This is a genomic window from Plasticicumulans lactativorans, from assembly GCF_004341245.1.
GTDB lineage: Bacteria > Pseudomonadota > Gammaproteobacteria > Competibacterales > Competibacteraceae > Plasticicumulans_A > Plasticicumulans_A lactativorans.
The window spans coordinates 77,126-100,236 of sequence record NZ_SLWY01000016.1 but is presented as its reverse complement, the minus strand read 5'-3'; the positions used below and the strand labels follow the sequence as shown (position 1 = coordinate 100,236).

The 23,111-nt window shown below is 70.1% G+C and carries 22 protein-coding genes; 7 read left to right on the top strand and 15 right to left on the bottom strand.

Annotated features, from left to right (window positions below):
• Positions 1 to 5: 5 nt before the first annotated feature.
• Together EV699_RS15065 and EV699_RS15060 are read left to right on the top strand one after the other, a co-directional pair.
• Positions 6 to 1,133: a glycosyltransferase gene (locus EV699_RS15065; RefSeq protein ID WP_132544227.1), complete on the top strand. Its 1,128-nt coding sequence runs from the start codon at positions 6 to 8 to the stop codon at positions 1,131 to 1,133.
• Positions 1,130 to 1,876 carry a class I SAM-dependent methyltransferase gene (locus tag EV699_RS15060; RefSeq protein WP_132544225.1) on the top strand — a complete coding sequence of 249 codons (747 nt, stop codon included), beginning with the start codon at positions 1,130 to 1,132 and terminating at the stop codon, positions 1,874 to 1,876. The genes EV699_RS15065 and EV699_RS15060 overlap by 4 nt, the downstream gene beginning before the upstream one ends.
• Before the next feature lie 12 nt (positions 1,877 to 1,888).
• On the opposite strand, the gene EV699_RS15055 is transcribed toward EV699_RS15060, so the two are convergent.
• From EV699_RS15055 to EV699_RS15030, 6 genes are all read right to left on the bottom strand, one after another.
• Positions 1,889 to 2,104 carry an SPASM domain-containing protein gene (locus tag EV699_RS15055; protein ID WP_132544223.1) on the bottom strand — a complete coding sequence of 72 codons (216 nt, stop codon included), beginning with the start codon at positions 2,102 to 2,104 and terminating at the stop codon, positions 1,889 to 1,891.
• Positions 2,105 to 2,113: 9 nt separating this feature from the next.
• Complete coding sequence (locus EV699_RS15050; protein ID WP_132544221.1) at positions 2,114 to 2,380, bottom strand: glycosyltransferase; 267 nt, start codon at positions 2,378 to 2,380, stop codon at positions 2,114 to 2,116.
• An 81-nt stretch (positions 2,381 to 2,461) separates the two neighbouring features.
• Positions 2,462 to 3,466 carry a hypothetical protein gene (locus EV699_RS15045; protein WP_132544219.1) on the bottom strand — a complete coding sequence of 335 codons (1,005 nt, stop codon included), beginning with the start codon at positions 3,464 to 3,466 and terminating at the stop codon, positions 2,462 to 2,464.
• Positions 3,463 to 4,347, bottom strand: a complete 885-nt coding sequence (locus tag EV699_RS15040) for a lysylphosphatidylglycerol synthase transmembrane domain-containing protein (protein WP_132544217.1) — start codon at positions 4,345 to 4,347, stop codon at positions 3,463 to 3,465. Before EV699_RS15040 ends, EV699_RS15045 begins: the two co-directional genes overlap by 4 nt.
• Positions 4,344 to 5,156, bottom strand: coding sequence for a class I SAM-dependent methyltransferase (locus EV699_RS15035; RefSeq protein WP_243662694.1), 813 nt, complete (start codon positions 5,154 to 5,156; stop codon positions 4,344 to 4,346). Before EV699_RS15035 ends, EV699_RS15040 begins: the two co-directional genes overlap by 4 nt.
• Before the next feature lie 5 nt (positions 5,157 to 5,161).
• Positions 5,162 to 6,322 carry a DegT/DnrJ/EryC1/StrS family aminotransferase gene (locus tag EV699_RS15030; RefSeq protein ID WP_132544213.1) on the bottom strand — a complete coding sequence of 387 codons (1,161 nt, stop codon included), beginning with the start codon at positions 6,320 to 6,322 and terminating at the stop codon, positions 5,162 to 5,164.
• A gap of 211 nt (positions 6,323 to 6,533) precedes the next feature.
• On the opposite strand from EV699_RS15030, the gene pilB reads away from it, so the two are divergent.
• The 5 genes from pilB (at position 6,534) to zapD (ending at position 11,906) form a co-directional block, all read left to right on the top strand.
• Complete coding sequence (pilB, locus tag EV699_RS15025) at positions 6,534 to 8,264, top strand: type IV-A pilus assembly ATPase PilB (protein ID WP_207923018.1); 1,731 nt, start codon at positions 6,534 to 6,536, stop codon at positions 8,262 to 8,264.
• Between the two features lie 3 nt (positions 8,265 to 8,267).
• Complete coding sequence (locus tag EV699_RS15020) at positions 8,268 to 9,509, top strand: type II secretion system F family protein (protein WP_243662693.1); 1,242 nt, start codon at positions 8,268 to 8,270, stop codon at positions 9,507 to 9,509.
• A gap of 88 nt (positions 9,510 to 9,597) precedes the next feature.
• Entirely contained in the window at positions 9,598 to 10,476 is an 879-nt protein-coding gene (locus tag EV699_RS15015) for a prepilin peptidase (protein ID WP_132544211.1), read from the top strand.
• A 13-nt stretch (positions 10,477 to 10,489) separates the two neighbouring features.
• Positions 10,490 to 11,119 carry a dephospho-CoA kinase gene (gene coaE / locus EV699_RS15010; protein WP_132544292.1) on the top strand — a complete coding sequence of 210 codons (630 nt, stop codon included), beginning with the start codon at positions 10,490 to 10,492 and terminating at the stop codon, positions 11,117 to 11,119.
• Between the two features lie 34 nt (positions 11,120 to 11,153).
• Positions 11,154 to 11,906: a cell division protein ZapD gene (zapD, locus tag EV699_RS15005; protein ID WP_165904163.1), complete on the top strand. Its 753-nt coding sequence runs from the start codon at positions 11,154 to 11,156 to the stop codon at positions 11,904 to 11,906.
• 9 nt (positions 11,907 to 11,915) lie between these two features.
• Here the strand turns inward: zapD and EV699_RS15000 are convergent, their stop codons facing one another.
• From EV699_RS15000 to EV699_RS14960, 9 genes are all read right to left on the bottom strand, one after another.
• Complete coding sequence (locus EV699_RS15000) at positions 11,916 to 12,392, bottom strand: hypothetical protein (protein WP_132544207.1); 477 nt, start codon at positions 12,390 to 12,392, stop codon at positions 11,916 to 11,918.
• Entirely contained in the window at positions 12,389 to 13,342 is a 954-nt protein-coding gene (locus tag EV699_RS14995; protein ID WP_132544205.1) for a Nudix family hydrolase, read from the bottom strand. The genes EV699_RS15000 and EV699_RS14995 overlap by 4 nt, the downstream gene beginning before the upstream one ends.
• Before the next feature lie 33 nt (positions 13,343 to 13,375).
• Positions 13,376 to 14,605 (bottom strand): bifunctional glutamate N-acetyltransferase/amino-acid acetyltransferase ArgJ, encoded by a 1,230-nt coding sequence (gene argJ, locus EV699_RS14990; protein WP_132544203.1) that lies wholly within the window; start codon positions 14,603 to 14,605, stop codon positions 13,376 to 13,378.
• Between the two features lie 88 nt (positions 14,606 to 14,693).
• Positions 14,694 to 17,414 (bottom strand): preprotein translocase subunit SecA, encoded by a 2,721-nt coding sequence (secA, locus tag EV699_RS14985; RefSeq protein ID WP_243662692.1) that lies wholly within the window; start codon positions 17,412 to 17,414, stop codon positions 14,694 to 14,696.
• Between the two features lie 169 nt (positions 17,415 to 17,583).
• Positions 17,584 to 18,498 (bottom strand): UDP-3-O-acyl-N-acetylglucosamine deacetylase, encoded by a 915-nt coding sequence (gene lpxC / locus EV699_RS14980; RefSeq protein WP_132544199.1) that lies wholly within the window; start codon positions 18,496 to 18,498, stop codon positions 17,584 to 17,586.
• A 225-nt stretch (positions 18,499 to 18,723) separates the two neighbouring features.
• Complete coding sequence (ftsZ, locus tag EV699_RS14975; protein ID WP_132544197.1) at positions 18,724 to 19,902, bottom strand: cell division protein FtsZ; 1,179 nt, start codon at positions 19,900 to 19,902, stop codon at positions 18,724 to 18,726.
• Positions 19,903 to 19,959: 57 nt separating this feature from the next.
• Entirely contained in the window at positions 19,960 to 21,192 is a 1,233-nt protein-coding gene (gene ftsA, locus EV699_RS14970) for a cell division protein FtsA (protein WP_132544195.1), read from the bottom strand.
• Positions 21,193 to 21,215: 23 nt separating this feature from the next.
• Positions 21,216 to 22,130 carry a cell division protein FtsQ/DivIB gene (locus EV699_RS14965; RefSeq protein ID WP_132544193.1) on the bottom strand — a complete coding sequence of 305 codons (915 nt, stop codon included), beginning with the start codon at positions 22,128 to 22,130 and terminating at the stop codon, positions 21,216 to 21,218.
• A complete protein-coding gene (locus EV699_RS14960; RefSeq protein WP_132544191.1) occupies positions 22,127 to 23,077 on the bottom strand; it encodes a D-alanine--D-alanine ligase in 951 nt (316 codons plus the stop codon). The genes EV699_RS14965 and EV699_RS14960 overlap by 4 nt, the downstream gene beginning before the upstream one ends.
• Positions 23,078 to 23,111 lie beyond the last annotated feature (34 nt).

Genomic DNA, 23,111 nt, shown 5'->3' with positions numbered 1-23,111 from the left:
CCGGCATGGTCGATCGCCTGCTGCTCGTGACCAGTTCCTACCCCGACGCCGGCGAGGGCGAGGCGGCGGCCGGATCGTTCGTCGCCGACTTCGCCGCCGCCTTGTCGTCACACTGCCGCGTCGGCGTGGTCTGCCCCGGCCGCACGAGCAGCAGCACGCAGCAGGAGCCCACGCTGACGGTCCACCGGTTCGCCGTGCCGCGGTTGCCGCTCTCTCAACTGTCGGCCGGCCGCCTCACCGACTGGCCTGTCATCGCCAGCACCCTGCGAGCCGGCCGGATAGCCGTCGCGCACGCCTGCGAACGGGAGTGCCCCGAGCACATCCTGGCGCTATGGGCTTTGCCGTGCGGCGAATGGGCACGCCGCAGCGGCGTGCCTTACGCCATCTGGGCGCTGGGCAGCGATATCTGGACCCTGAGGCGCCTGCCTCTGGTGCGACAGGTGCTGCGTCACGTCCTGCGCCGTGCGACGCATCGCTTTGCCGACGGGCTGCAGCTTGCCGAGGACGTCGAGCGACTCGGTGGTCGTCCGTGCGCGTTCCTGGCCAGCAGCCGGCGCCTGCCGCGACGTGAGAAAACCGCCCGCGCGGCGGACGGCCCGCTGAAGCTCGCATTCCTCGGCCGCTGGCACGCCAACAAAGGTATCGACCTGCTGCTCGATGCACTGGGTCAATTGGACGAGGCGACCTGGGCGCGCATCGAGTCGGTCCGCATCGCCGGCGGCGGCCCGCTGGAAACCGCCGTCCGCCAGGGCTGTGTCACCCTGCGAGCAGGCGGTCGCCCCGTCCACGACGAGGGTTATCTCGACCGCGAAGCCGCTGCTGACCTGCTGACCTGGGCCGATCGCCTGCTGCTACCCTCGCGCATCGAAAGCATCCCGGTCGTGTATTCCGATGCGCTGCAGGCCGGCTGCCCGCTGGTGGCGATGCCGGTCGGCGACCTGCCGCGCCTGCTGCGGGAAGACCGCAGTGGCTGGCTTGCAGAGGCAGTCACGGCGTCAGCATTCGCCGCGGCGATCCGAGGCAGCGTGGCATCGCAGCAGCCACTACCGACATTCGCGCCGGGAGCCTTGAACCGCTTCTCGGTTGAAGCGAACGCAGCGCTCCTGCTCGAAAGACTGGCGAGCCAACCATGATCGATCGCGAACGGCTCGAAACGTTCTACCGTGCCGAAGCGGCCCGCTACGACGCCAGCCGCTACCGCACACTGTATGGCCGCCTCTATGCGCGGCTGCACCATGAAGCCCTGATCGCCGCGCTCGACGACATTCCGCGCGACGCGCGTGTGCTGGAAGTCGCCTGCGGAACCGGACACGTGACGGGGCTGCTGCAGGCGCTCGGCTTCACGGTGGTCGCCTGCGACCTGACACCCGCCATGATGAAACAGGCCATGGAGCGCTACGCAGGCCGGGTGCCGGCGGTGCATTTCATGCGTGCCGACGCGACACGCTTGCCGTTTGCCGATACCACCTTCGACCTGGTGGTCTCGACACGCTTTCTGCACCTGTTCGATAGCGGCGGACAGACGACGGTACTCGGCGAGATGGCGCGCGTGCTGAGGCCGGGTGGCCGACTGCTGGTGGATTTTGACAACTGGAGCAGCCGCTGGCTGTTCGCCGTGCCCTACGCGCTCTACAACCTGCTGCGCCATCGGCGGCTCGCGCCAGCGGACACCTACTACAACCGTCCCACCGCTACCGCTGACGTTTTGAATCACCTGGGATTGGAAACGGTCCGCACCGTGGGCCTGGGCGGTACCCATCTGGCCGCGATCGCCGCCTTCAATGATGATCGGGCACTGCGCGCCGGAAGACGTCACCGCAGCGGCGCACTGGCGGTACTCGCCGAGCAGTTCCTGATCGAGGCCGTGCGTCGCTGACGGTGTACCGCGTCAGTGACGTGCCGACTCCGGTCGGTAGCAGGCCGCGCAGAAACCCGGGTAGTTGCCGTGCGCATGCTGGTCGCGGAAGGCCCGGTAGGCATCCGAGTTCCAGATCTCGCCGACGTTGACTGCAATCGCGTCGAGGTCGGCGCCGGGCCGCATCGCGGCGAAAGCGCCCTGCTCGGCGGCATCAAGGCTGACGATCAACTGAAAAATGCCGGGCACGGCGGTGGCTCAGCGCCATCGGGAACGCTCCTGTGGAGATACATCCTCAGTCACGCAGCGACGCATCAGGGCCAGGATGTCTTCACGACTGCCGTCGATGTCCATCCGCTGGCGCACGAATGCGGCGGCGGCCTGACGCTGCCGCTCACGCTCATCAGCCCCTTCGGCCATAGCCAGGAGGACACGGATGAGATCGTCGCGATCGCCCGGCGTAAAAGTCGCGGCCCAGCCTCCCTTCCAAAGCGGGGCGAGGAACGGATGGCGCGGCAATACCACGGGCACGCCGGCATGCATCGCTCGAGGAGGCATGGAGCGACCCGCGAGCCGAGGAGCCCCCGGTAGCCAGGGAGAAGGGCGTCAAGCCATTTGAGCATCGGGTCTGCGCAGCGCGTCTCGACGGGCGTAGCAGGCCCGATGCGCAGGGCGAACCGGGGCCGTTGAACACGCCGTAGAGGCACGGGATGGGCGCCCGCGAAGCCGGGATGCTCGACAGGGATGGCGAGCGGGTGCCCAACAGCCTCTACTCCACTCGATCACCGAGGTCGGCACGAATTGCGTTTCATCGCGGCCATAGGGGAAGACGAAGCAGCCCATACCAGCAAAGATATCGGGCACCCGCGCCTCGCCGAGCATCCGCAGCGCTGCGGCCGGCCACGTATTACCGGGCCATTCCAGGAGCGAGCGGCGCAGCAACGGATCCCTCAGCAATGGAACGGCGATCGTCAGGCGGAAGCCCGCCTCCGCCAGCGGGGCGCCGGCGCGCAGCAGCACCCCCAGACCTCGCACTTCCAGCACATGGCGAAGCCGCTCCCGCGTGGGCTCGGCCATGCCCGCCATGAACAGCAGTTCGCGCGGCGGGCCGGCTGACGGGACATCGCTTTGCGGCAAGGCGACGCCGAAACGCACGGGATGTCCGCCATGGACGTAGGGGTTGGTCAACAGGTGGCGCACCCAAGGCCGCAGGGCACGCACGGAGGCTTCCCGCGTGATCGCGTACATCAGCGTCAGGCAGACGACACCACGCTGCGCGCACTGCCGATCGGCAAGCCACATGCTGGCGATGTTGCCGATCCGGTAGCGCCCGTGGAACGACGTCGTGGGCAGGTGAACGGCGAGATCGGGATGCCAGGCGTCGAGCGTCCTGCCCAGCAGGCGATGAAAGCCCAGCAGGTGCCGCGCCCCACCGTCGGCTACGGCACTGACGGCCGGCACGGCGAAGTCCGCGCACTCGCCGGGCGCGACGGTCGTTACGACACGCACCTCGTGGTCGGCTGCAAAGGCCCCGGCGAGATCACGCACGAAGCGCTTGCGTCCCTCGGTCCATGGCGAACACACCTTGGGACCGGCCAGAAGGATTCTCATGACCCGGACCGCTCCTCGGTATCACGGCCGGCTCCCAGCAGGCGACCGACGCGGTCACGCAAGCCGCGCAACTCGAACCCGAGCGCATGTGCGCTCCAGAGGCCAAGCACGGCGCTGACGACGAGCGTGCCGACACGGTTGGCCAGAACCATCGTCGCCGCCGCATCCGGAGGAGCGCCGAGTCCGATCAGACCGGCAGCCAGGGTGACGTCATAGCCGCCGAGGCCCATCGGCATGAAGCTGGCGATGCCGGCGAACACCGCGAACACCGCGAGTACCGCGAGATCGCCCGGCGGCACATCCAGCCCCAACAGCGTGGCGAGCGCCAGGTGCCGGCCGGCATGACTGGCGATATCGATCGCCACCGCCAGCAGCAGCACCGCCGCCCCCCGGCGCCCGATGCGTGCCCAGATGGCGCCGTTCCACCATGACGCCCGCACCCCGTCGCCAATCCGGCGCCAACGCCGACGTACCGCCATCAGCAAGCCTCCCCCCAGCACCAGGGCGCCCCCCCCCAGCAGAAACCCGTATCGCCACTCTGCGGGCATCCGCCCCAGCACAGCGATACCGGCCAGCCCCCCGGCCAGCAGCCAACTGCTGTAGCTGACGAGGGCATCCACCACGAGCCCTGCCGATACCGCGCCGAGCGGCACGCCCAGGCGACGATTGAGCATCAGCACGCGCAGCGGAAGCCCGAGCTTCGCCGGCAGCAGATAGCTCATCAGGGCGGTCAGGAAATACACGTGCAGATAGGGACGAAGGCGCTCACCGCCGAACACGATCCGCCAGCGCACCGGTTCGCTGAGGAAATGCAGCAACACACAGATCAGGTATGCAACCGCCCCGCCCCCAAAGGACGCCATCGGTTGGGCCGCCGTCACGCGCGGCTTCCATGATCAGGCAACAGCACCAGCGTCCAGCGCTGGAGAGACAGGCGCGTCCAGCCTTCTGCATGCCGGTCCAGCGCCGCCGTCATCCTCAACAGCAGCCCCAGCACCCGCGGCAATCGTCGGCAGGCAAGCATGACCGGTACCGCGAGCGAAAACCCCGGAACGCCGCCACAACGAACGCGGGCATCGGGCATCAGCTCCTGCAGCAGGTGCAACAGTTCCGACCGCTCAAAACCATGACCGCCGGTAGGCGAAGCCGGTGCACCGAGGCGGCGCGCCACCCTCAGGAACTCCTCACCGGGCTCCACCAGCAACAGACGGCCTCCAGGGCGCAGCAGGCTCAACCAGTTCCCCAACACCTGTGCGCGCTGTGCGGGGGGTACATACATCAGAGCCGTGACTGCGAGCACGCCGTCAAAGCTGCCCGGGCGAAAGGGCGCCTGGCCAAGGTCACCACAGACCGCCGGAGCGGCCAGGCGGTCGGAGAACAGACGGCAGAAGGTCGGTGCGAGATCGAGCCCGACCAGTTCGAGATCGGGGCGTTGCGTCCGCACGTGCTCGCCGATGCGGCCATAACCACAGCCCAGATCGAGGAGCCGCCCCGATGCCGGCAGGTGCGCGAGCATGCAGCGGCTGACCACTGCCTGATGCCACGCGTGCAGATACTCGTTGGCGAGCGGCGGGAAACCCCGGTAGAGCACGGCGGCGAGGTCCGTGCCGACAAGGCGTGCACGTGACTCCCAGGCATAACGGAGTCGACCGACGTCATCCGGTTCGGCGGGTGTACCGGCAGCGTCCATGCCCTTCACGACCGCCTCGTCTCGTCCCGAACCGCACCGATCACCCGCTCGGCATCCACATCGGTCAGCCGCGGCGACAGCGGCAGACTCACGGTCTGCCGACCGATGCGCATCGCCCGCGGCCATTGCTCCGGACGCCAGCCGAAACGCTGCTGGTAGTACGGGTGTTCGGGGATGCTCAGATAGTGCACGCCGACGCCGATACCGCGGGCGGTCATCGCCTCGAGGAAGGCATCGCGGGTGATGCCGCAGGCGTCAGCGTCGATCAGCAGCGTATAAAGGTGATGGGCATGGCGGGTGTCATGCGCGGGCTCGGCCGGGCAGGTCACCGGCAGGTCCGCGAAGGCGGACTGATAATGTGCCCACAACGCACGCCGGCGCAGCCAGTTGGCCTCGATGCGCGTGAGCTGGTGCAGGCCGATCGCAGCCTGCAGATCCGTCATGTTGTACTTGAAGCCGCATTCCATCACGAAGTAGTGCTTGTAGCCGGCATCGCCGAAACGATGCCAGGCGTCCTTGCTCATCCCGTGCAGTGCCAGCATCTTGATGCGGCCGATCGCCCGCGCGTCGCGCGCGAGCACCATGCCGCCCTCGCCGGTGATGACGTTCTTCGTCACGTAGAAGCTGAAGCAGCCGAAATCCCCGAAGGTGCCGGCCTTGCGCCCGCGCCACTCGGTCTCGATGGCGTGGGCGCAATCCTCGATCAGTTGCAGGCCATGGCGCTCAGCCAGCGCGAGCAGGGCATCCATGTCGCAGGGACGGCCGGCGAAATGCACGGGCAGGATCGCCCGCGTGCGCGGCGTGATGGCCGCGGCGACCGCGGCGGGATCCAGGTTCATCGTCAGCGGATCGACATCCGCCAGGACCGGCGTCGCACCCGCATGCAGAATCGCGTTGACGGTCGCGCAGAAGGTCAACGGCGTGGTGATCACTTCGTCGCCAGGTCCCACCCCGCTGGCGAGCAGGGCCAGGTGCAGCGCAGCGGTACAGGAATTGACCGCGGCGGCATGGGAGGCGACCCGGGACTTGTACGTTGCGAAAGCGTGTTCGAAGGCGGCGACGCGCGGCCCGGTGCCGAGCCAGCCGGATTCGAGCACGGCTACCACTTCGTCGATCTCGGCCCGCGCGATCTGCGGCGCTCCGAACACCAGGAATTCGTCACTCATCGATGGGGGGCCTGCTTGGCTTTATGATCCTGCCCGGTGCGATCCCGGGGCCGCCGGCAGCGGACGTCGCGCGGGCGACCGAGTCTAACGGGCGCCCACGTGGCCGGCCATCGTCTGACCAGCCAGCCCGGCGCCCCCACCCTTCCCGCCGCCCGGCAGCGGCGCTAGAGTCTAGCGGCCGCCCAGCCGCCACCGTCCACCGGATGCCCGCATGCTGAAGCCCTCCCCCGAAGTGCCTGGCACCGCCCTGTCGGCCAGCCTGTCCGGCCTGGCGCGGCTGCTGGTGCGCAACCGCGTGCTCGACGAGGCCGTGGCGCTCAAGGCGGTCGAGCAGTCGGAGCGGCAGCGCCAGCCGCTGGCGGCCTGGCTGGTCGAACAGAAGCTCGCCACCGCGCTCGACATCGCGCTCACCGCGCACCGCGAGCTCGGCCTGCCCCTGCTCGACCTGAGCGCGGTCGACGTCGCGCAACTGCCGATTGCCGCGATCAGCGAGAAACTGTTGCGCAAGCACCAGGTGCTGCCGCTGTGGCGGCGCGGCTCGCGGCTGTACGTCGGCGTCGCCGACCCCACCGATCAGCAGGCGCTGGACGAGATCAAGTTCCAGAGCGGACTGGCGATCGAGCCGATCGTGACGCTGCAGAGCCAGATCGGGACGGTCCTCGAACAGGCGCTCGACAAGCCGACCGATTTCGGCTCGCTGCTCGACGAGTCGCTCGACAACATCGCGGTCGAGGGCGGCGACGACGTCGCCGACGATTCCGGCGTGCCGGAAGCCGAGGATGCGCCGGTGGTGCGCTTCGTCAACCGCCTGCTGCTCGACGCGATCAACCGCGGCGCCTCCGACATCCACGTCGAGCCCTACGAGCACTTCTTCCGCGTGCGCTTCCGCCAGGACGGCATCCTGCACGAGGTGGCGAAGCCGCCGCTGAACCTGGCGGTGCGCGTCACCGCGCGGCTCAAGGTGATGGCGCACCTCGACATCGCCGAGCGCCGCGTGCCGCAGGACGGGCGCATGAAGATGAAGCTCACCGCCCGGCGCTCGATCGACTTCCGCGTCAACACGCTGCCGACGCTGTACGGCGAGAAGGTGGTGCTGCGCATCCTCGACGCCGGCGCGGCGAAGATCGGCATCGACGCGCTCGGCTTCGAGGCCGACCAGCGCGAAGCCTTCCTCCGCGCCATCCACAAGCCGCAGGGTATGGTGCTGGTGACCGGCCCCACCGGCAGCGGCAAGACGGTGACGCTCTACACCGCACTGAACATCCTGAACACCCACGAGGTGAACATCTCCACCGCCGAGGATCCGGTCGAGATCCAGTTGCCCGGCGCCAACCAGGTCAACATGAACGTGAAGACCGGCCTGACCTTCGCGAACGCGCTGCGCGCCTTCCTGCGCCAGGACCCGGACATCATCATGGTCGGCGAGATCCGCGACCTCGAGACCGCCGAGATCGCGATCAAGGCGTCGCAGACCGGGCACATGGTGCTGTCGACGCTGCACACCAACGATGCGCCGCAGACGCTGTCGCGGCTGATGAACATGGGCGTCGAGCCCTACAACATCGCCGCCAGCGTGACGCTGATCGTCGCCCAGCGGCTGGCGCGCCGGCTCTGCCCGCACTGCAAGGCCGAGGAGCACAACATCCCGGCGCCGGAACTGCTCAAGCTCGGCTTCCACCCCGACGAACTCGAGCGGCTGACGATCTACAAACCGGTGGGCTGCGAGCAGTGCACCGGCGGCTACAAGGGGCGCATCGGCATCTACGAGGTGATGCCGATCTCCGAGGAGATGGGGCGGCTGATAATGAGCGGCGGCAACTCGATCGCCCTCGCCGACCAGGCGCGGCGCGAAGGCGTGCGCGACCTGCGCGCCTCGGGCCTGAACAAGATCCGCATGGGCCTGACCAGCCTTGATGAAATCAACCGCGTGACCAAGGACTGACCGGTGGCCAGACCCGCGACCAGGATCACCGCCAAGAAGGCCCCGGACGATCTCACCTTCGTCTGGGAAGGCACCGACAAGCGCGGCCGCCGCGTCAAGGGCGAACTGCGCGGGCTCAACGAGGGCGCGGTGCGCAACGACCTGCGCCGCCAGGGCATCACGCCGCTGAAGCTGCGCAAGAAGTCCAAGCCGCTGCTCGGCGGCGGTGGCAGCATCACCTCACGCGACATGATGCTGTTCACCCGGCAGTTGTGCACGATGCTCGGCGCCGGCGTGCCGGTGGTGCAGTCGCTCGATCTGGTCGGCAACGGCTCGCGCAACCCGAAGCTGCGCGAGATGGTGCTGGCGATCAAGAACGACGTCGAATCGGGCACCGGGCTCGCGGTGTCGCTCGCGAAGTTCCCGCTGTACTTCGACGATCTCTACGTCAACCTGGTGCAGGCCGGCGAGGAGGCCGGCGTGCTCGAAACCCTGCTGAACAAGATCGCGATCTACCAGGAGAAGACCGAAACCCTGAAGGCCAAGATCAAGAAGGCGCTGTTCTACCCGGCGATCGTGATGCTGGTGGCGGTGCTGGTGACGGTGTTCATCCTGCTGTTCGTGATCCCGCAGTTCGAGTCGCTGTTCAGGGGCTTCGGCGCCGACCTGCCGGCCTTCACCAAGCTCGTGATCGAGATCTCGCGCTTCATGCAGGACTGGTGGTGGCTGCTGCTCGGCAGCGTCGCCGGCGTGATCGGCAGCCTGCTCTACACCTACAAGCGCTCGCGACCGATGCAGAAGTCCATCGACCGCATCGCCCTGCAGGTGCCGATCATCGGCAGCGTGGTGCGCCTGGGCGCCAACGCCCGCTTCGCACGCACGCTGTCGACGATGTTCGGCAGTGGCGTGCCGCTGATCGAAGCGATGCGCTCGGTGGCCGGCGCGACCGGCAACGTGGTGTTCGAGGAGGCGGTGATGGACATGCGCGAAGCGGTCGCCACCGGCCAGCAGCTCAACTTCGCTATGCGCCAGTCGACGCTGTTCCCCGACATGGTGGTGCAGATGGTGGCGATCGGCGAGGAGTCGGGCTCGTTGTCGGACATGCTGGCCAAGGTCGCCGACTTCTACGAGGAGGAGCTCGACAACACCGTGAGCAAGCTCACCACGCTGATCGAACCGCTGGTGATGGCGATCCTGGCGGTGATCGTCGGCAGCCTGGTGATCGCGATGTACCTGCCGATCTTCAAGCTCGGTTCGGTGGTCTGACGCGCGAGCACAGCCCCTTCCCGCCCCTCACGGCTCCTGCCGGGCGCCCGCGCGAATGCGGGCACCCGGCCTTCACCACGACCTGTCGATGCCCGAAACGCGCACCCTGCTGGACCTGTTCGCCACCTCGACGCCGCTGTTCGTCGGCGCCATCGCCGTGCTCGGCGTGGTGGTCGGCAGCTTCCTCAACGTCGTCATCCACCGCCTGCCGCTGATGCTCGAACGCGAGTGGCGGGCGCAGTGCGCCGAACTCGCCGGCGACCCGGTGGTGGCGGCCGAACCCTTCAACCTGGTGCTGCCGCGCTCGCACTGCCCGGCCTGCGGGCACGTGCTCGGCGCCCTGGAGAACATCCCGCTCGTCAGCTACCTGCTGCAGCGCGGCCGCTGCCGCGCCTGCGGCACGGCGATCCCGCTGCGCTACCCGCTGGTGGAAGCGCTGAGCGCGCTCGCCGCCACAGCGGTCGCCTGGCGCTTCGGCCTCTCGCCGCAGTGCGCCGCGGGGCTGCTGCTGACCTGGCTGCTGATCCCGCTCGCGGTCATCGACCTGCGCACGCTGCTGCTGCCCGACGCGATCACCCTGCCCGGCCTGTGGGCCGGCCTGGCCTGCGCGCTGCTGCCGGTGTTCGCCGACCTGCCCAGCGCGGTGATCGGGGCGATGGCCGGCTACGGCACGTTCTGGGCCGTGTACTGGCTGGTGCGGCTCGCCAGCGGGCGCGAGGGCATGGGCCGCGGTGACTTCAAGCTGCTGGCGATGCTCGGTGCCTGGCTCGGCTGGCAGCACCTGGCCACCGTGGTCCTGCTGTCGGCGGCGGTCGGCGCGGCGGTGGGGCTCGCGCTGATCGCGCTCGGCCGCCATGCGGCCGCGCACCCGCTGCCCTACGGCCCCTACCTGGCCGGTGCCGGCTGGATCGCGCTGCTCGGCGGCGATGCGATCAACGCCGCCTACCTGCGCTGGGCGGGGTTCTGACGTGATCGCCGCGATGTGGGTGCTGGGCCTGACCGGCGGCATCGCCAGCGGCAAATCGGCGGCCGCCGACGCCTTCGCGCGCTGCGGCGCAACGGTGATCGACACCGATCTGCTGGCGCGCGAGGCGGTCGCGCCGGGGGCCCCGGCGCTCGCCGAGATCGCCGCCGCCTTCGGTCCCGACGTGCTCGCCGCCGACGGCGGTCTCGATCGCGCGGCGATGCGCGCGCGCGTGTTCGCCGACCCGGGTGCCCGCGCGCGGCTCGAGGGCATCCTGCATCCGCGCATCCGCGCCCTCGCCGCGGCGCGCATCGCCGCCGCCGCCCGCGCCGAAGCGCCGCCGCCCTACTGCGTGCTGGTGGTACCGCTGCTGGTGGAAAGCGGCATGCAGACGATGGTCGACCGCATCCTGGTAATCGACGTCGACACCGCGACGCAGCTGCAGCGCACGATGGCGCGCGACGGCATCGGCGCGGACCTCGCCCGCGCCATGCTCGCCGCGCAGGCGGACCGCGACACGCGCCTCGCCGCGGCCGACGACGTGATCGTCAACGACGCCAACCTCGCCACGCTGGAACGGCGCATCGACGCGCTGCATGCGCACTACCTTGTACTGGCACGCCGGCGTGACGCTGGTCCAGAATGACGCCCCCACAGATCCCCACGGGAGGACGCCCCGGGTGGAGCGCACCGTCTGGTACGAACTGCCGCTGAACGAACGCATCCGCACCTGGCTGCGCCTGGAATTCCTCTTCGCCCGCGTCGCGCACGCCGCCGCCGGCCACAGCGTATGGGACAGCCGCGCCGCACTCGAAGGCCTGCTCGACGTCTTCAACCTGCTCGGGCGCAGCGAACCGCGCACCGAGCTGCTGAAGGATCTCGACCGCCACGCCACGACCCTGGCGCGCCTGGGCGGCAGCAGGCTCGATCCGCTGCGCGCCGAGCTCGACGCCATCATCGCGGCGATCCACGCGCTCGACACGCGCCGGATCGAGGAGGTGCGCCAGGGCGACTTCCTGGTCGCCCTGCGCCAGCGCAACAGCATTCCCGGCGGCACCTGCCAGTTCGACCTGCCGGCCCTGCACCACTGGCTGCAGCGCGAGCCCGAGGTGCGCTTCGAGCAGATCGGGCAGTGGCTCGAACCGCTCGAAGCGCTGCGCCAGGGCGTCACCCTGCTGCTGCGCATCGTGCGCGCCGCCGCCGAACCCGCCGACGAGATCGCCTACGGCGGCTTCTACCAGCAGTCGCTCGACGCCTCCGCGCCGAGCCAGCTCGTGCGCGTGGCGCTGCCGGGCGCCGTCGACGTCTTCCCCGAGATCAGCGGCGGACGCCACCGCTTCTCGATCCGCTTCATGCGCCAGCCGAACCCGGCGCAGCGCCCGTTCCAGACCGACGACGACGTCGGCTTCGCCCTCGCCTGCTGCGTGATCTGAGGCGCGCGCTCAGCGTTCGGCCTGGAACGGGAAACCCGCCTCGTAACGCGTCCCGGCGGTCTGCACGCGCAGGCGCAGCTGCCAGTCGCTGCGCCCGTTGCTGCACACCGGCAGCAGCGCCTGGCCGTGCCAGCTGCCGTCGGGCTGCGGCGCGAGCGCGAAGCGCATCAGCCCCATGTCCATGTCGACCATCACGAAGTGCGCCTCGACGCCACGCACCGCGGCTGCCGCCGGGCCCGACAGGCGAACCTCCACCGGAAAGGCGACCAGCGGACGCACCGTCTGCCCGAGCCGGACCGTGATGCCGAGGTCGTGGCCGGCGGCCGAGCACGACGCCCCCAGCGGACGGCAGGCGGGATCGGGGGTGAGCACCGTGAGCGGCCCGGCGCCACCATCGAGCCACGCCCGCCAGCGCGGCGCGAACACGCCGATGGCGATGCCGAGCAGCAGGGCGAGGGCGAACAGCGCGCCGGCCGCGCGCGTCATGCGCGGGCGTTCGGGGCGCTCCACAGGCCGCGGATCGCCGCCACGCCCTGCGCGCCGTGCCGCCAGGCAGCGTCGAGGTCGGCCGGGGCGAGGCCGCCGAGCGCGAACACCGGCAGCGCGGCGGCCCCGGCCAGTGCGGCGAAGCGCTGCCAGCCGAGCACCGGCGCGCCCGGGTGCGTGGCCGTCGCCGCCACCGGCCCGAGCACGGCGAAGTCGACCCCGATGCGCGCGGCGTGGGCGAGCTCGTCGGCGTCGTGGCACGAGGCGGCGACCCAGTGCCGCGCGGGCGGGCGCCGGTCGAGCGCGCGCAGCGCGGCGGTGCTCAGGTGCACGCCGTCGGCGCCGATGGCGGCGGCGAGCGCCGGCTCGGCGTTGAGCAGCACGTGTGCCTCGAAGCGATGGGCGAGCGCCTGCACCCGGCCGTGGAGCTCGGCGAGGGCCGCGGGGGCGAGTGTCTTCGCACGCAGCTGCAGCAGGCGCACGCCGCGCTGCAGCGCCGCCTCGACGGTGTCGAGGAAGGCCGCCCGGTCGTCGCCCGGCTCGGGGGTGATCAGGTAGGTCGCCGGCAGGCGCAGCGCGGTGATGATCGGCCCGTCGGCGGCCGGGAACCGCGCCGGATCGCAGTCGGCCGGCGCCCACCAGGCGAGCGGCTGCCCCTCGCGGCCGTGCGCCTCGCCGTCCCAGCGCGTGACGCGCCACACGTCGAGGCACACGGCCTTGTCGGGGTAGGCGTGATGCACGCGGATCAGCGGACGCGCGGCGAGCGGGCGCACGCCGAGCTCCTCGTCGAGTTCGCGCGCGAGCGCCTCCTCGGCCCGTTCGCCGGGTTCGACCTTGCCGCCCGGGAACTCCCACAGGCCGCCCTGGTGCACATCCTCGGGGCGGCGTGCCACCAGCACGCGCCCTTCGGCGTCGATCAGGGCCGCGGCGACGACGTGCACCACCCGCATGCGCGCGTCCTCAGCGTCGCACCGAGGCCCGCGTCACGAGCGGTACTCGGCGTTGATCTTCACGTAGTCGTAGGAGAAGTCGCAGGTCCAGACCGTGTCCGTGGCCGTACCGCGGCCGAGGTCGACGCGCACGGTGATCTCCGCCTCACGCATCACCCGCGCGGCGTCGGCCTCGACATAGCCGGCCGCGGGGCCGCCGAACGCCGACACGAGGACCTCGCCCAGCCACAGCCGCACGGTGCCGACGTCGAGGTCGTCGATGCCGGCGTAGCCGATCGCCGCGAGCAGGCGGCCGAGGTTGGGGTCGGAGGCGAAGAAGGCCGTCTTCACCAGCGGTGAGTGGGCGATGGCCTTGCCGACGCGCACGCACTCGGCGCGGTCGCGCCCGCCGCTGACCTCGATGGTGATGAACTTGGTGGCACCCTCGCCGTCGCGGGCGAGCGCCTGCGCGAGTTCGACCGCGACCTCCCGCAAGGCCCGCTGCAACGCGACCGCGGCGGGCGCGTCGGCGTCGACGAGTTCGTCGCCCCCCGCCGCGCCGGTGGCGACCAGGATGAAGGAGTCGTTGGTCGAGGTGTCGCCGTCGACGGTGACGCGGTTGAAGGAGTCATCGGTGACCGCCTTCAGCAGGCGCTGCAGCAGCGGCTGCGCCACCGGCGCATCGGTGGCGACGAAGCCGAGCATCGTCGCCATGTTCGGGTGGATCATCCCCGAGCCCTTGGCGATGCCGGTCACGGTGAAGCGGCGCCCGTCGACCTCGACCTGGCGGCTGGTGCCCTTGGGCACCGTGTCGGTGGTCATGATCGCCTCGGCCGCCACGCCCCAGGCGTCCTCGCGCAGCGCGGCGATGCAGGTGGGCAGCCCGGCGACGATGCGCTCGACCGGCAGCGGCTCCATGATCACGCCGGTCGAGAACGGCAGCACCTGCTCGGGCGCGCAGCCCAGCCGCTCGGCCAGCGCGGTGCACACGGCGCGCGCGCGCGCGAGGCCATCCTCCCCGGTGCCGGCATTGGCGTTGCCGGTGTTCACCACCAGCGCGCGGATCGGCGTGCCGGCACCGAGGCGCTCGCGGCACACCTGCACCGGCGCGGCGCAGAAGCGGTTCTGCGTGAACACGCCGGCCACGCGCGCACCGGCGGGCAGCTCCACCACCAGCAGGTCCTTGCGGTTGGGCTTGCGGACGTGGGCCTCGGCGACGCCGAGCCGCACGCCGGCGACCGGCTTCAAACTGCCCGGTGCGGGCGGACTCAGATGGACCGGCATGTTGGCATCGACCTCCGGAAGGACGCCTCGGGAAACGGTGGGCAGGCGCGCCGCGCGCCGCCGGGCGGCACGGGCGAGGCCGCGGTGCTCAGCTCAGCTGGCCGTGGCAATGCTTGTACTTCTTGCCCGAACCGCACGGGCAGGGCTCGTTGCGGCCGACCTTCGGCACCTCGCGCACGAAGGGCGTGTGCGCCGCCTGCTCGGCCTGTTCGGCGGCCGCAGCCGCGGCCGCGTCGTCATCGCCGCCGAGCGCCGACACCTCGGCGTGCTCGTAGTGCAGTCGCTCGGGCGCCTCATGGCGCTCGGGCAGGGCCGGCGGCGGTTCCTGCTGCTGGAACTGCACCCGCGACAGGAAGCCCACGACGTCGTGCTGGATGCGTTCGAGCATCGCCTCGAACATCTCGAACGCCTCGCGCTTGTATTCCTGCTTCGGGTTCTTCTGCGCGTAACCGCGCAGGTGGATGCCCTGGCGCAGGTAGTCCATCGCCGCGAGGTGCTCCTTCCAGTGGTTGTCGAGCACCTGCAGCAGCACGCTCTTCTCGAACTGGCGCATCCACTCGGCGCCGACCAGGTCTTCCTTCGCGGCGAAGGTGGCGTCGGCGGCTTCGAGCACGCGCGTGCGCAGCGCGTCGGCGTTGAGGGCGGTATCGCCGTCGAGCCAGCCGCGGATGTCGAGCACCAGCCCGAAATCCTGCGCCAGCGCCGCCTCCAGCGCCGGCACGTCCCACTGCTCCTCCAGCGATTCCGGCGGGATGTGGGTGGCGAACACGCGATCGATGACCGTATGGCGCATCGACGCCACGGTATCGCCGACGTCGGCGGCGGCGAGCACCTCGTTGCGCTGGCTGTAGACGACGCGGCGCTGGTCGTTGGCGACGTCGTCGAACTCGAGCAGGTGCTTGCGGATGTCGAAGTTGTGCGCTTCGACCTTGCGCTGGGCGTTCTCGATCGCGCGCGACACCCAGGGGTGCTCGATCGCCTCGCCCTCCTTCATGCCGAGCTTCTGCATCAGCCCCGAGACGCGCTCGGAGGCGAAGATGCGCATCAGGTTGTCCTGCAGCGACAGGTAGAAACGCGACGAGCCCGGGTCGCCCTGGCGCCCGGAACGGCCGCGCAGCTGGTTGTCGATGCGCCGCGACTCGTGGCGCTCGGTACCGACGATGTGCAAACCACCGGCGCCGACCACCTGCTCGTGGCGCTGCTGCCAGGCATCACGCACCGCCTGGCGCTGCGCGGCGTCGGCCTCGGCGCCGAGCGCATCGAGTTCCGCGGCGAGGTTGCCGCCGAGCACGATGTCGGTGCCGCGGCCGGCCATGTTGGTGGCGATGGTGACCGCCCCCGGCCGGCCGGCCTGGGCGACGATCTCGGCCTCGCGCTCGTGCTGCTTGGCGTTCAGCACCTCGTGGGGCACGCCGTCCTGCTGCAGCAGCCCGGAGATCAGCTCCGAGACCTCGATCGAGGTGGTGCCGACCAGCACCGGCTGGCCGCGGCCGTGGCAGTCCTTGATGTCGGCGATCACCGCCTGGTACTTCTCGGGCTGGGTGAGGAACACCAGATCGCCCATGTCCTTGCGGATCATCGGCCGGTGCGTGGGCACGACGACGACCTCGAGGCCGTAGATCTGCTGGAACTCGAAGGCCTCGGTGTCGGCGGTGCCGGTCATGCCGGCGAGCTTCTTGTAGAGGCGGAACAGGTTCTGGAAGGTGATCGAGGCGAGGGTCTGGTTCTCCGCCTGGATCTCGACGCGCTCCTTGGCCTCGACCGCCTGGTGCAGGCCGTCGGACCAGCGCCGGCCGGCGAGCGTGCGCCCGGTGAATTCGTCGACGATCACCACCTGGCCGCCACGCACGATGTAGTCGACGTCGCGCTGGTAGAGCTGGTGCGCGCGCAGGCAGGCGTTCAGGTGATGGAACAGCGTCAGGTTGACCGCGTCGTAGAGGCTTTCGCCCTCGCGCAGCAGCCCCGCCTCGACCAGCATGCGCTCGACCGTCTCGTGGCCCTGCTCGGTCAGGAAGACCTGCTTCATCTTCTCGTCGACCGAGAAGTCGCCCGGGCCGTCCTCCTGCTGCTGGCGGACCAGTCGCGGCACCAGCGCGTCGATGCGGCGATAGAGTTCCGAGCTCTCCTCGGCCGGCCCGGAGATGATCAGCGGCGTGCGCGCCTCGTCGATGAGGATCGAGTCGACCTCGTCGACGATCGCGAAGTGCGGCTCGCGCTGGACCTTCTGCTCCAGGCTGAAGGCCATGTTGTCGCGCAGGTAGTCGAAGCCGAACTCGTTGTTGGTGCCGTAGGTGATGTCGGTCGCGTAGGCGGCGCGCTTGGCCTCGGCATCCATGCCCGGAACCACGCAGCCGGTGCTCAGGCCGAGGAAGCCGAACAGCCGGCCCATCTGGGTGGCGTCGCGGCGCGCCAGGTAATCGTTGACGGTGACGACGTGCACGCCCTGCCCCGACAGCGCGTTGAGATAGGCCGGCAGCGTGGCCATCAGGGTCTTGCCCTCGCCGGTGCGCATCTCGGCGATCTTGCCCTGGTGCAGCACGATGCCGCCGATACACTGGACGTCGAACGGGCGCAGGCCGAGGACGCGCTTGGCCGCTTCGCGCACCACCGCGAAGGCCTCGGGCAGCAGGCTGTCGAGGCTGGCACCGGCTGCGAGGCGCGTCCTGAAATCGTCGGTTCTGGCCCTGAGTTCGGCATCCGTGAGCTTCTCGAGACTCGGTTCGAGCGCGCTGATACGGGCGACCTGCTTGCGCATGCCCTTGATCACGCGATCGTTGCGGCTGCCGAAGATCAGTTTCATCAGGTTCATGAGGTTGAAGCCTTTGGCTCGCGTCATCCGCGCCGGAAACGGCGCATGATACCCGAAAGCTCCCGCCGAATCGCAGCGCCCCCGGCGCGGCGGCAACCCCGAAACGCAGCGGGGGCACGACGCTCGCGCGCCGTGCCCCCGCAGTTTCGAAGCGGGCGAGACGTTGCCGTCAGCGGGCGACCTGCGCCGGCTGCAGGAAGGAGATCGGCGCCTGGTGCTCGTCGGTGAAGGTCACCTCCTCCCACGCCGAGCGGTCGGCGAGCAGCGCACGCAGCAGGCAGTTGTTCAGCGCATGCCCGGACTTGTAGCCGCGGAAGGTGCCGATCAGGCTGCGCCCGAGCAGGTAGAGGTCGCCGATCGCGTCGAGGATCTTGTGCTTGACGAACTCGTCCTCGTAGCGCAGGCCGTCCTCGTTCAGCACGCGGTACTCGTCCACCACCACCGCGTTATCGAGGCTGCCGCCCAGCGCCAGCTTGCGCTCGCGCAGGTACTCGATCTCGTGCATGAAGCCGAAGGTGCGCGCACGGCTGACTTCCTTGACGAACGAGGTCGTCGAGAAGTCGACCTCGGCGCTCTGCGAGCGGTTGCGGAACACCGGGTGGTCGAAATCGATCGTGAAGCCCACCTTGAAGCCGTCGAACGGCTCGAAGCGCGCCCACTTGTCGCCGTCCTCGACCTGGATCGTCCGCTTGATGCGGATGAAGCGCTTCGGCGCGTTCTGCACCTCGATGCCGGCGGACTGGATCAGGAACACGAACGGACCGGCGCTGCCGTCCATGATCGGCACTTCCGGGGCGCTGACGTCGACGTAGGCGTTGTCGATGCCGAGGCCGGCGAAGGCCGACAGCAGGTGCTCGATCGTCGAGATGCGCACGTCACCGCGGGCCAGCGTGGTGGACAACTGCGTCTCGCCGACATGCTGCGGCGCCGCACGGATCTCGACCGGCGGCGTCAGATCGACGCGACGGAAAACGATGCCGGTGTCCGCCGCGGCGGGACGCAAGGTGAGATAGACCTTCTCTCCCGTGTGCAGACCCACGCCGGTTGCGCGGATCACGTTCTTCAGCGTGCGTTGCTTGATCATGCCTACCCCCACCGCGCCTGGCGACCACCTCGGAGACGTCCGGAACCGATACCGTCCGGTCGACCGATGGTCGAGCTACTCAAAGCCGCCGGGAGCCGATACAGCCCCTCGGCGGCACATGGCGGCATTTTGCATCGCCGCAACGCAACATTGCAACATTGATTTGCGTCAATACAACAGCGTTGCGGCATCGCGGTGGCCGGCAGCGATGTGCCGGCCGTGGCGTCAATCCGCCTGGCGGCGGAGGAAGGCGGGAATGTCGAGATACTCGAGATCGGCCTCGTTGCGATCGAACAGGTCGGTGGCCGGCTTGGTGGCCTTGGCAGCGGCGGGGGCCGTGCGCTCGACCCGCGCCTCGCGCTCGGTGGCGTGCTGACGGGTCTGCACCACGCGCACCGCCGGCGCGGCGGCGGGGACGTGCGCCGGCATCTCGCCGGGGGCGCGCTGGCCGATGCCGGTCGCCACGATGGTCACGCGCAGCTCGTTGCTCATGTCGGGATCGATCACCGTGCCGACCACCACGGTGGCATCGTCCGCGGCGAGCTCGCGCACGATGTCGCCGACCTCGTGGAACTCCCCGATGGTCAGGTCGACACCGGCGGTGATGTTGACCAGCAGGCCCTTGGCCCCGGCGAGGTCGATGTTCTCCAGCAGCGGGCTCGCGATCGCCGCCTCGGCGGCCTCGCGCGCGCGGCCGTTGCCGGTGGCGCGGCCGGTGCCCATCATCGCCACGCCCATCTCCGACATCACCGTGCGCACGTCGGCGAAGTCGACGTTGATCAGGCCGGGGCGGGTGATCAGCTCGGCGATGCCCTGCACCGCGCCGGCGAGCACGTCGTTCGCCGCCCGGAACGCATCGAGCAGCGTCGCGCCCTTGCCGAGCACCGGCAGCAGCTTCTCGTTCGGGATCGTGATCAGCGAATCGACCTCGTCGGAGAGCTCCTTGATGCCCTGGACCGCGATGTCCATGCGCTTCTTGCCTTCGAACGAGAACGGTTTGGTGACCACCGCCACGGTGAGGATGCCCAGTTCGCGCGCCACCTGCGCCACGATCGGCGCCCCGCCGGTGCCGGTGCCACCGCCCATGCCGGCGGTGATGAACACCATGTCGGCGCCGTCGAGCACCTCGCGGATGCGCTCGCGGTCCTCCATCGCGGCCTTCTTGCCGACCTCGGGGTTGGCGCCCGCGCCCAGCCCCTTGGTGATGCCGCCGCCGAGCTGCAGCGCGTGCATCGACGTGTACGCCCGTAGCGCCTGCGCATCGGTGTTGGCGCAGATGAAGTCCACACCCTCGATCGCGTGGGCCGTCACCATGTGCTGCACGGCGTTGCCGCCACCGCCACCGATACCGATGACCTTGATGATCGCGTCTTGTTGGCTGCTGGAATCCATGATCTCGAACATGGTTGTTGTACTCCTCGCGAGTGCTGGCGCGCCGGCCACGCGGCGCGGCCACGGAACTCAGAAATTGCCCTGGAACCAGTTTTTCATCCGCGCGAGCAGGCCCTGCCGCTCGCGCACCGTGGGACTGCCCCGACCCTGCATCCGGGTTTCACCGCCGACCAGCAGCAGGCCCACCGCCGTCGCGTACACGGGGTTGCCGATGATCTCGGGCTGCCCCGTCACGTACAGCGGCACGCCCTGGCGCACCGGCATGTGGAACACCTCCTCGGCCAGTTCCACCGCGCCGCGGATGCGTGAACTGCCGCCGGTCAGGACGATGCCGGCGGCGATCATGTCCTCGAAGCCGCTGCGGCGGAGTTCCGCCTGCACCAGCCCGAACAGTTCCTCGTAACGCGGCTCCACGACCTCGGCGAGGGTCTGCCGCGACAGTTGCCGGGGGGCGCGCTCGCCCACGCTCGGCACCTCGATGATCTCGTCGGCGCTGGCGAGCGCCGTCAGGCAGCAGGCGTGGCTCGTCTTGATGTCCTCCGCGTACTGCGTGGGGGTGCGGAAGGCCACGGCGATGTCGTTGGTGACCTGGTCGCCGGCGATCGGGATCACCGCCGAGTGCTGGATGGCACCGTTGACGAACACCGCGATGTCGGTGGTGCCGCCGCCGATGTCGACCAGGCACACGCCGAGCTCCTTCTCGTCCTCGGTCAGCACCGCCCGCGCCGAGGCGAGCGGCTGCAGGATGATGTCGTCGACCTCGAGGCTGCAGCGCTCGACGCACTTGACGATGTTCTGCGCGGCGCTGACCGCGCCGGTGACCATGTGCACCTTGGCTTCCAGGCGCACCCCCGACATGCCGATCGGCTCGCGGATGCCCTCCTGGTGATCGATCAGGAACTCCTGCGGCAGGATGTGCAGCACCTTCTGGTCGGTGGGGATCGCGACCGCGCCGGCGGCCTCGATCACGCGGTCGACGTCGGCCTGGGTCACTTCCTTCTCGCGGATCGGCACGATGCCGTAGGAGTTCTGGCTGCGGATGTGGCTGCCGGCGATGCCGGTGTGCACCGAGTGGATCGAGCAGCCCGACATGCGCTCGGCCTCCTCGACCGCGCGCTGGATCGACTGCACGGTGGACTCGATGTTGACCACCACGCCCTTCTTCAGCCCCCGCGACGGATGGGTGCCGACGCCGATGACCTCGATGCGCCCGTCGGGGCCGGTCTCACCGACCATCGCCACCACCTTGGAGGTGCCGATGTCGAGGCCGACGACCATGCGTTTTTCGTGTTTGCGTGACATGCGTACTCGCTTGCTTGCTGCCGTCAACCGGCGATTCGTAACCCGGTGGCGCTGGGATCGCCGGTGCGCTGCGTAGCGGCGACCGGATCGGCCGGCGCCGGGCGCGGCGGCGGCGCATCGGCCGGCGCGGGGCGCCAGCGCACGGCGAAACCGTTGACGTAGCGCAAGTCCACCGCGGCGACGCGCTCGGCCTGCGCTGCCAGTACCTTCGGGTAGATTTCGATGAAACGCTGCAGGCGCGTGTCGAACTGCTCGCGCCCCAGGCTGAGTTCGATGCCGTTGTCGAGCACCACCGTCCATGCCGCGCGGGCGTCCTCGTACACGCGCACGACCTTGAGCCCGAGCGGCGCCAGCGCCCGACGGGTGTCGGCGTAGATGCGCATCAGCAGCGCCTCGTGGCCGTTCGGCCCGTGCAGGCGGGGCCAGTCGTGACGCTCGCGGATGGTGCCGGGGCGGAAGCGCTGCCCCTTCTGGTCGAGCATCTCGCCGTCGCCCCAGTGCGCGTAGGGCACGCGCTCGGTGAAGCTCACCAGCAGCGTGTCCGGCCAGCGCCGGCTCACCGCCACCTGCTCCACCCAGGGATTCTCGGCGAAGGCCGCGTGCAGCGCGGCCATGTTCAGCATGAAGAAGTTGCGGCCGAGATAGGGCTCCACCACGCGCTTTGCGTCGTCGGCGTCGAGGTTGCGCAGGTCGCCCTCCACGCGCACCTGGCGCAGCGGGAAGGCGCCTTCCGAGAGCATCCATTCGGCCGTGCGCAGCCCGCCCCAGCCGATCGCCGCCAGCGCCGCCAGCGTCCCGACCAGGCGCAGCAGCTTGCCGCCGAGGCCCGCGGCCCAGCGGCGCTCGCTGCCGGGCTCGCGCGCGGCGCGCGGCGTCGCGCCGCGCTTGCGCCGCCGCCGCAGCACGGCCGCTCCTTCCACCGGCGCCCAGGCGCTCACGCGCCGCCCTCGGTCAGTGTGGTTTCGAGGATGCGCCAGCACAGCGCCGGGAAATCGGCTCCGGCCGCGCGCGCCGCCATCGGCACCAGGCTGTGCCCGGTCATGCCCGGGGCGGTATTGACCTCGAGCAGGTACGCGGCGCCGGCCTCGTCGAGCAGGAAGTCGACGCGCCCCCAGCTGCGCCCGCCGACGAGTTCGAAGGCGCTCCGCGCCAGCGCGCGCAGTTCGGCCTCGCGCGCCGGCGGCAGGCCGCAGGGGCAGCGGTACTGCGTGTCGTCGCGGAAGTACTTGGCCTCGTAGTCGTAGAACTCGGTCGCCGGCTCGATCTTCACCACCGGCAGGGCCTCGCCGTCGACGATCGCCGCGGTGTACTCGCCACCGCCGATCGCCCGCTCGGCCAGCACCACGTGGTCGTAGCGCGCGGCCAGCGCCCAGGCGTCGCGCAGTTCGCTGACGTGGCGGACCTTGCTGACGCCGACGCTCGAACCCTGGGTCGACGGCTTCACGAACAGCGGCAGGCCGAGCCGCCCGGCCACCGCGTCGAAGTCGCTGGCCGCGCTCAGCAGTTCGAACTCGGGCACCGGCAGCCCGGCGGCGCGCCACAGCAGCTTGGTGCGCCATTTGTCCATGCACAGCGCCGAGGCGAGCACGCCGCTGCCGGTGTAGGGCAGCCCGAGCACCTCCAGCGCACCCTGCAGCGTGCCGTCCTCGCCGAACGGCCCGTGCAGCGCGATGAAGGCGCGGTCGAAGCCGCCGCCGGCGAGCACCGCGAGCAGGTCGCGCCCGGCGTCGATGCCGTGCGCATCGACGCCGCGCCCGCGCAGCGCCGCGAGCACGGCGTTGCCGCTCATCAATGACACCTCGCGCTCGGCCGACCAGCCACCGTAGAGCACGGCGACCTTGCCGAAGGCCTTCGCCTCGGCCACGCGCGTCTGCAATCCCGTCATTCCCCTCCCCCTCGGGCCGCGCACGGTGCGCGCC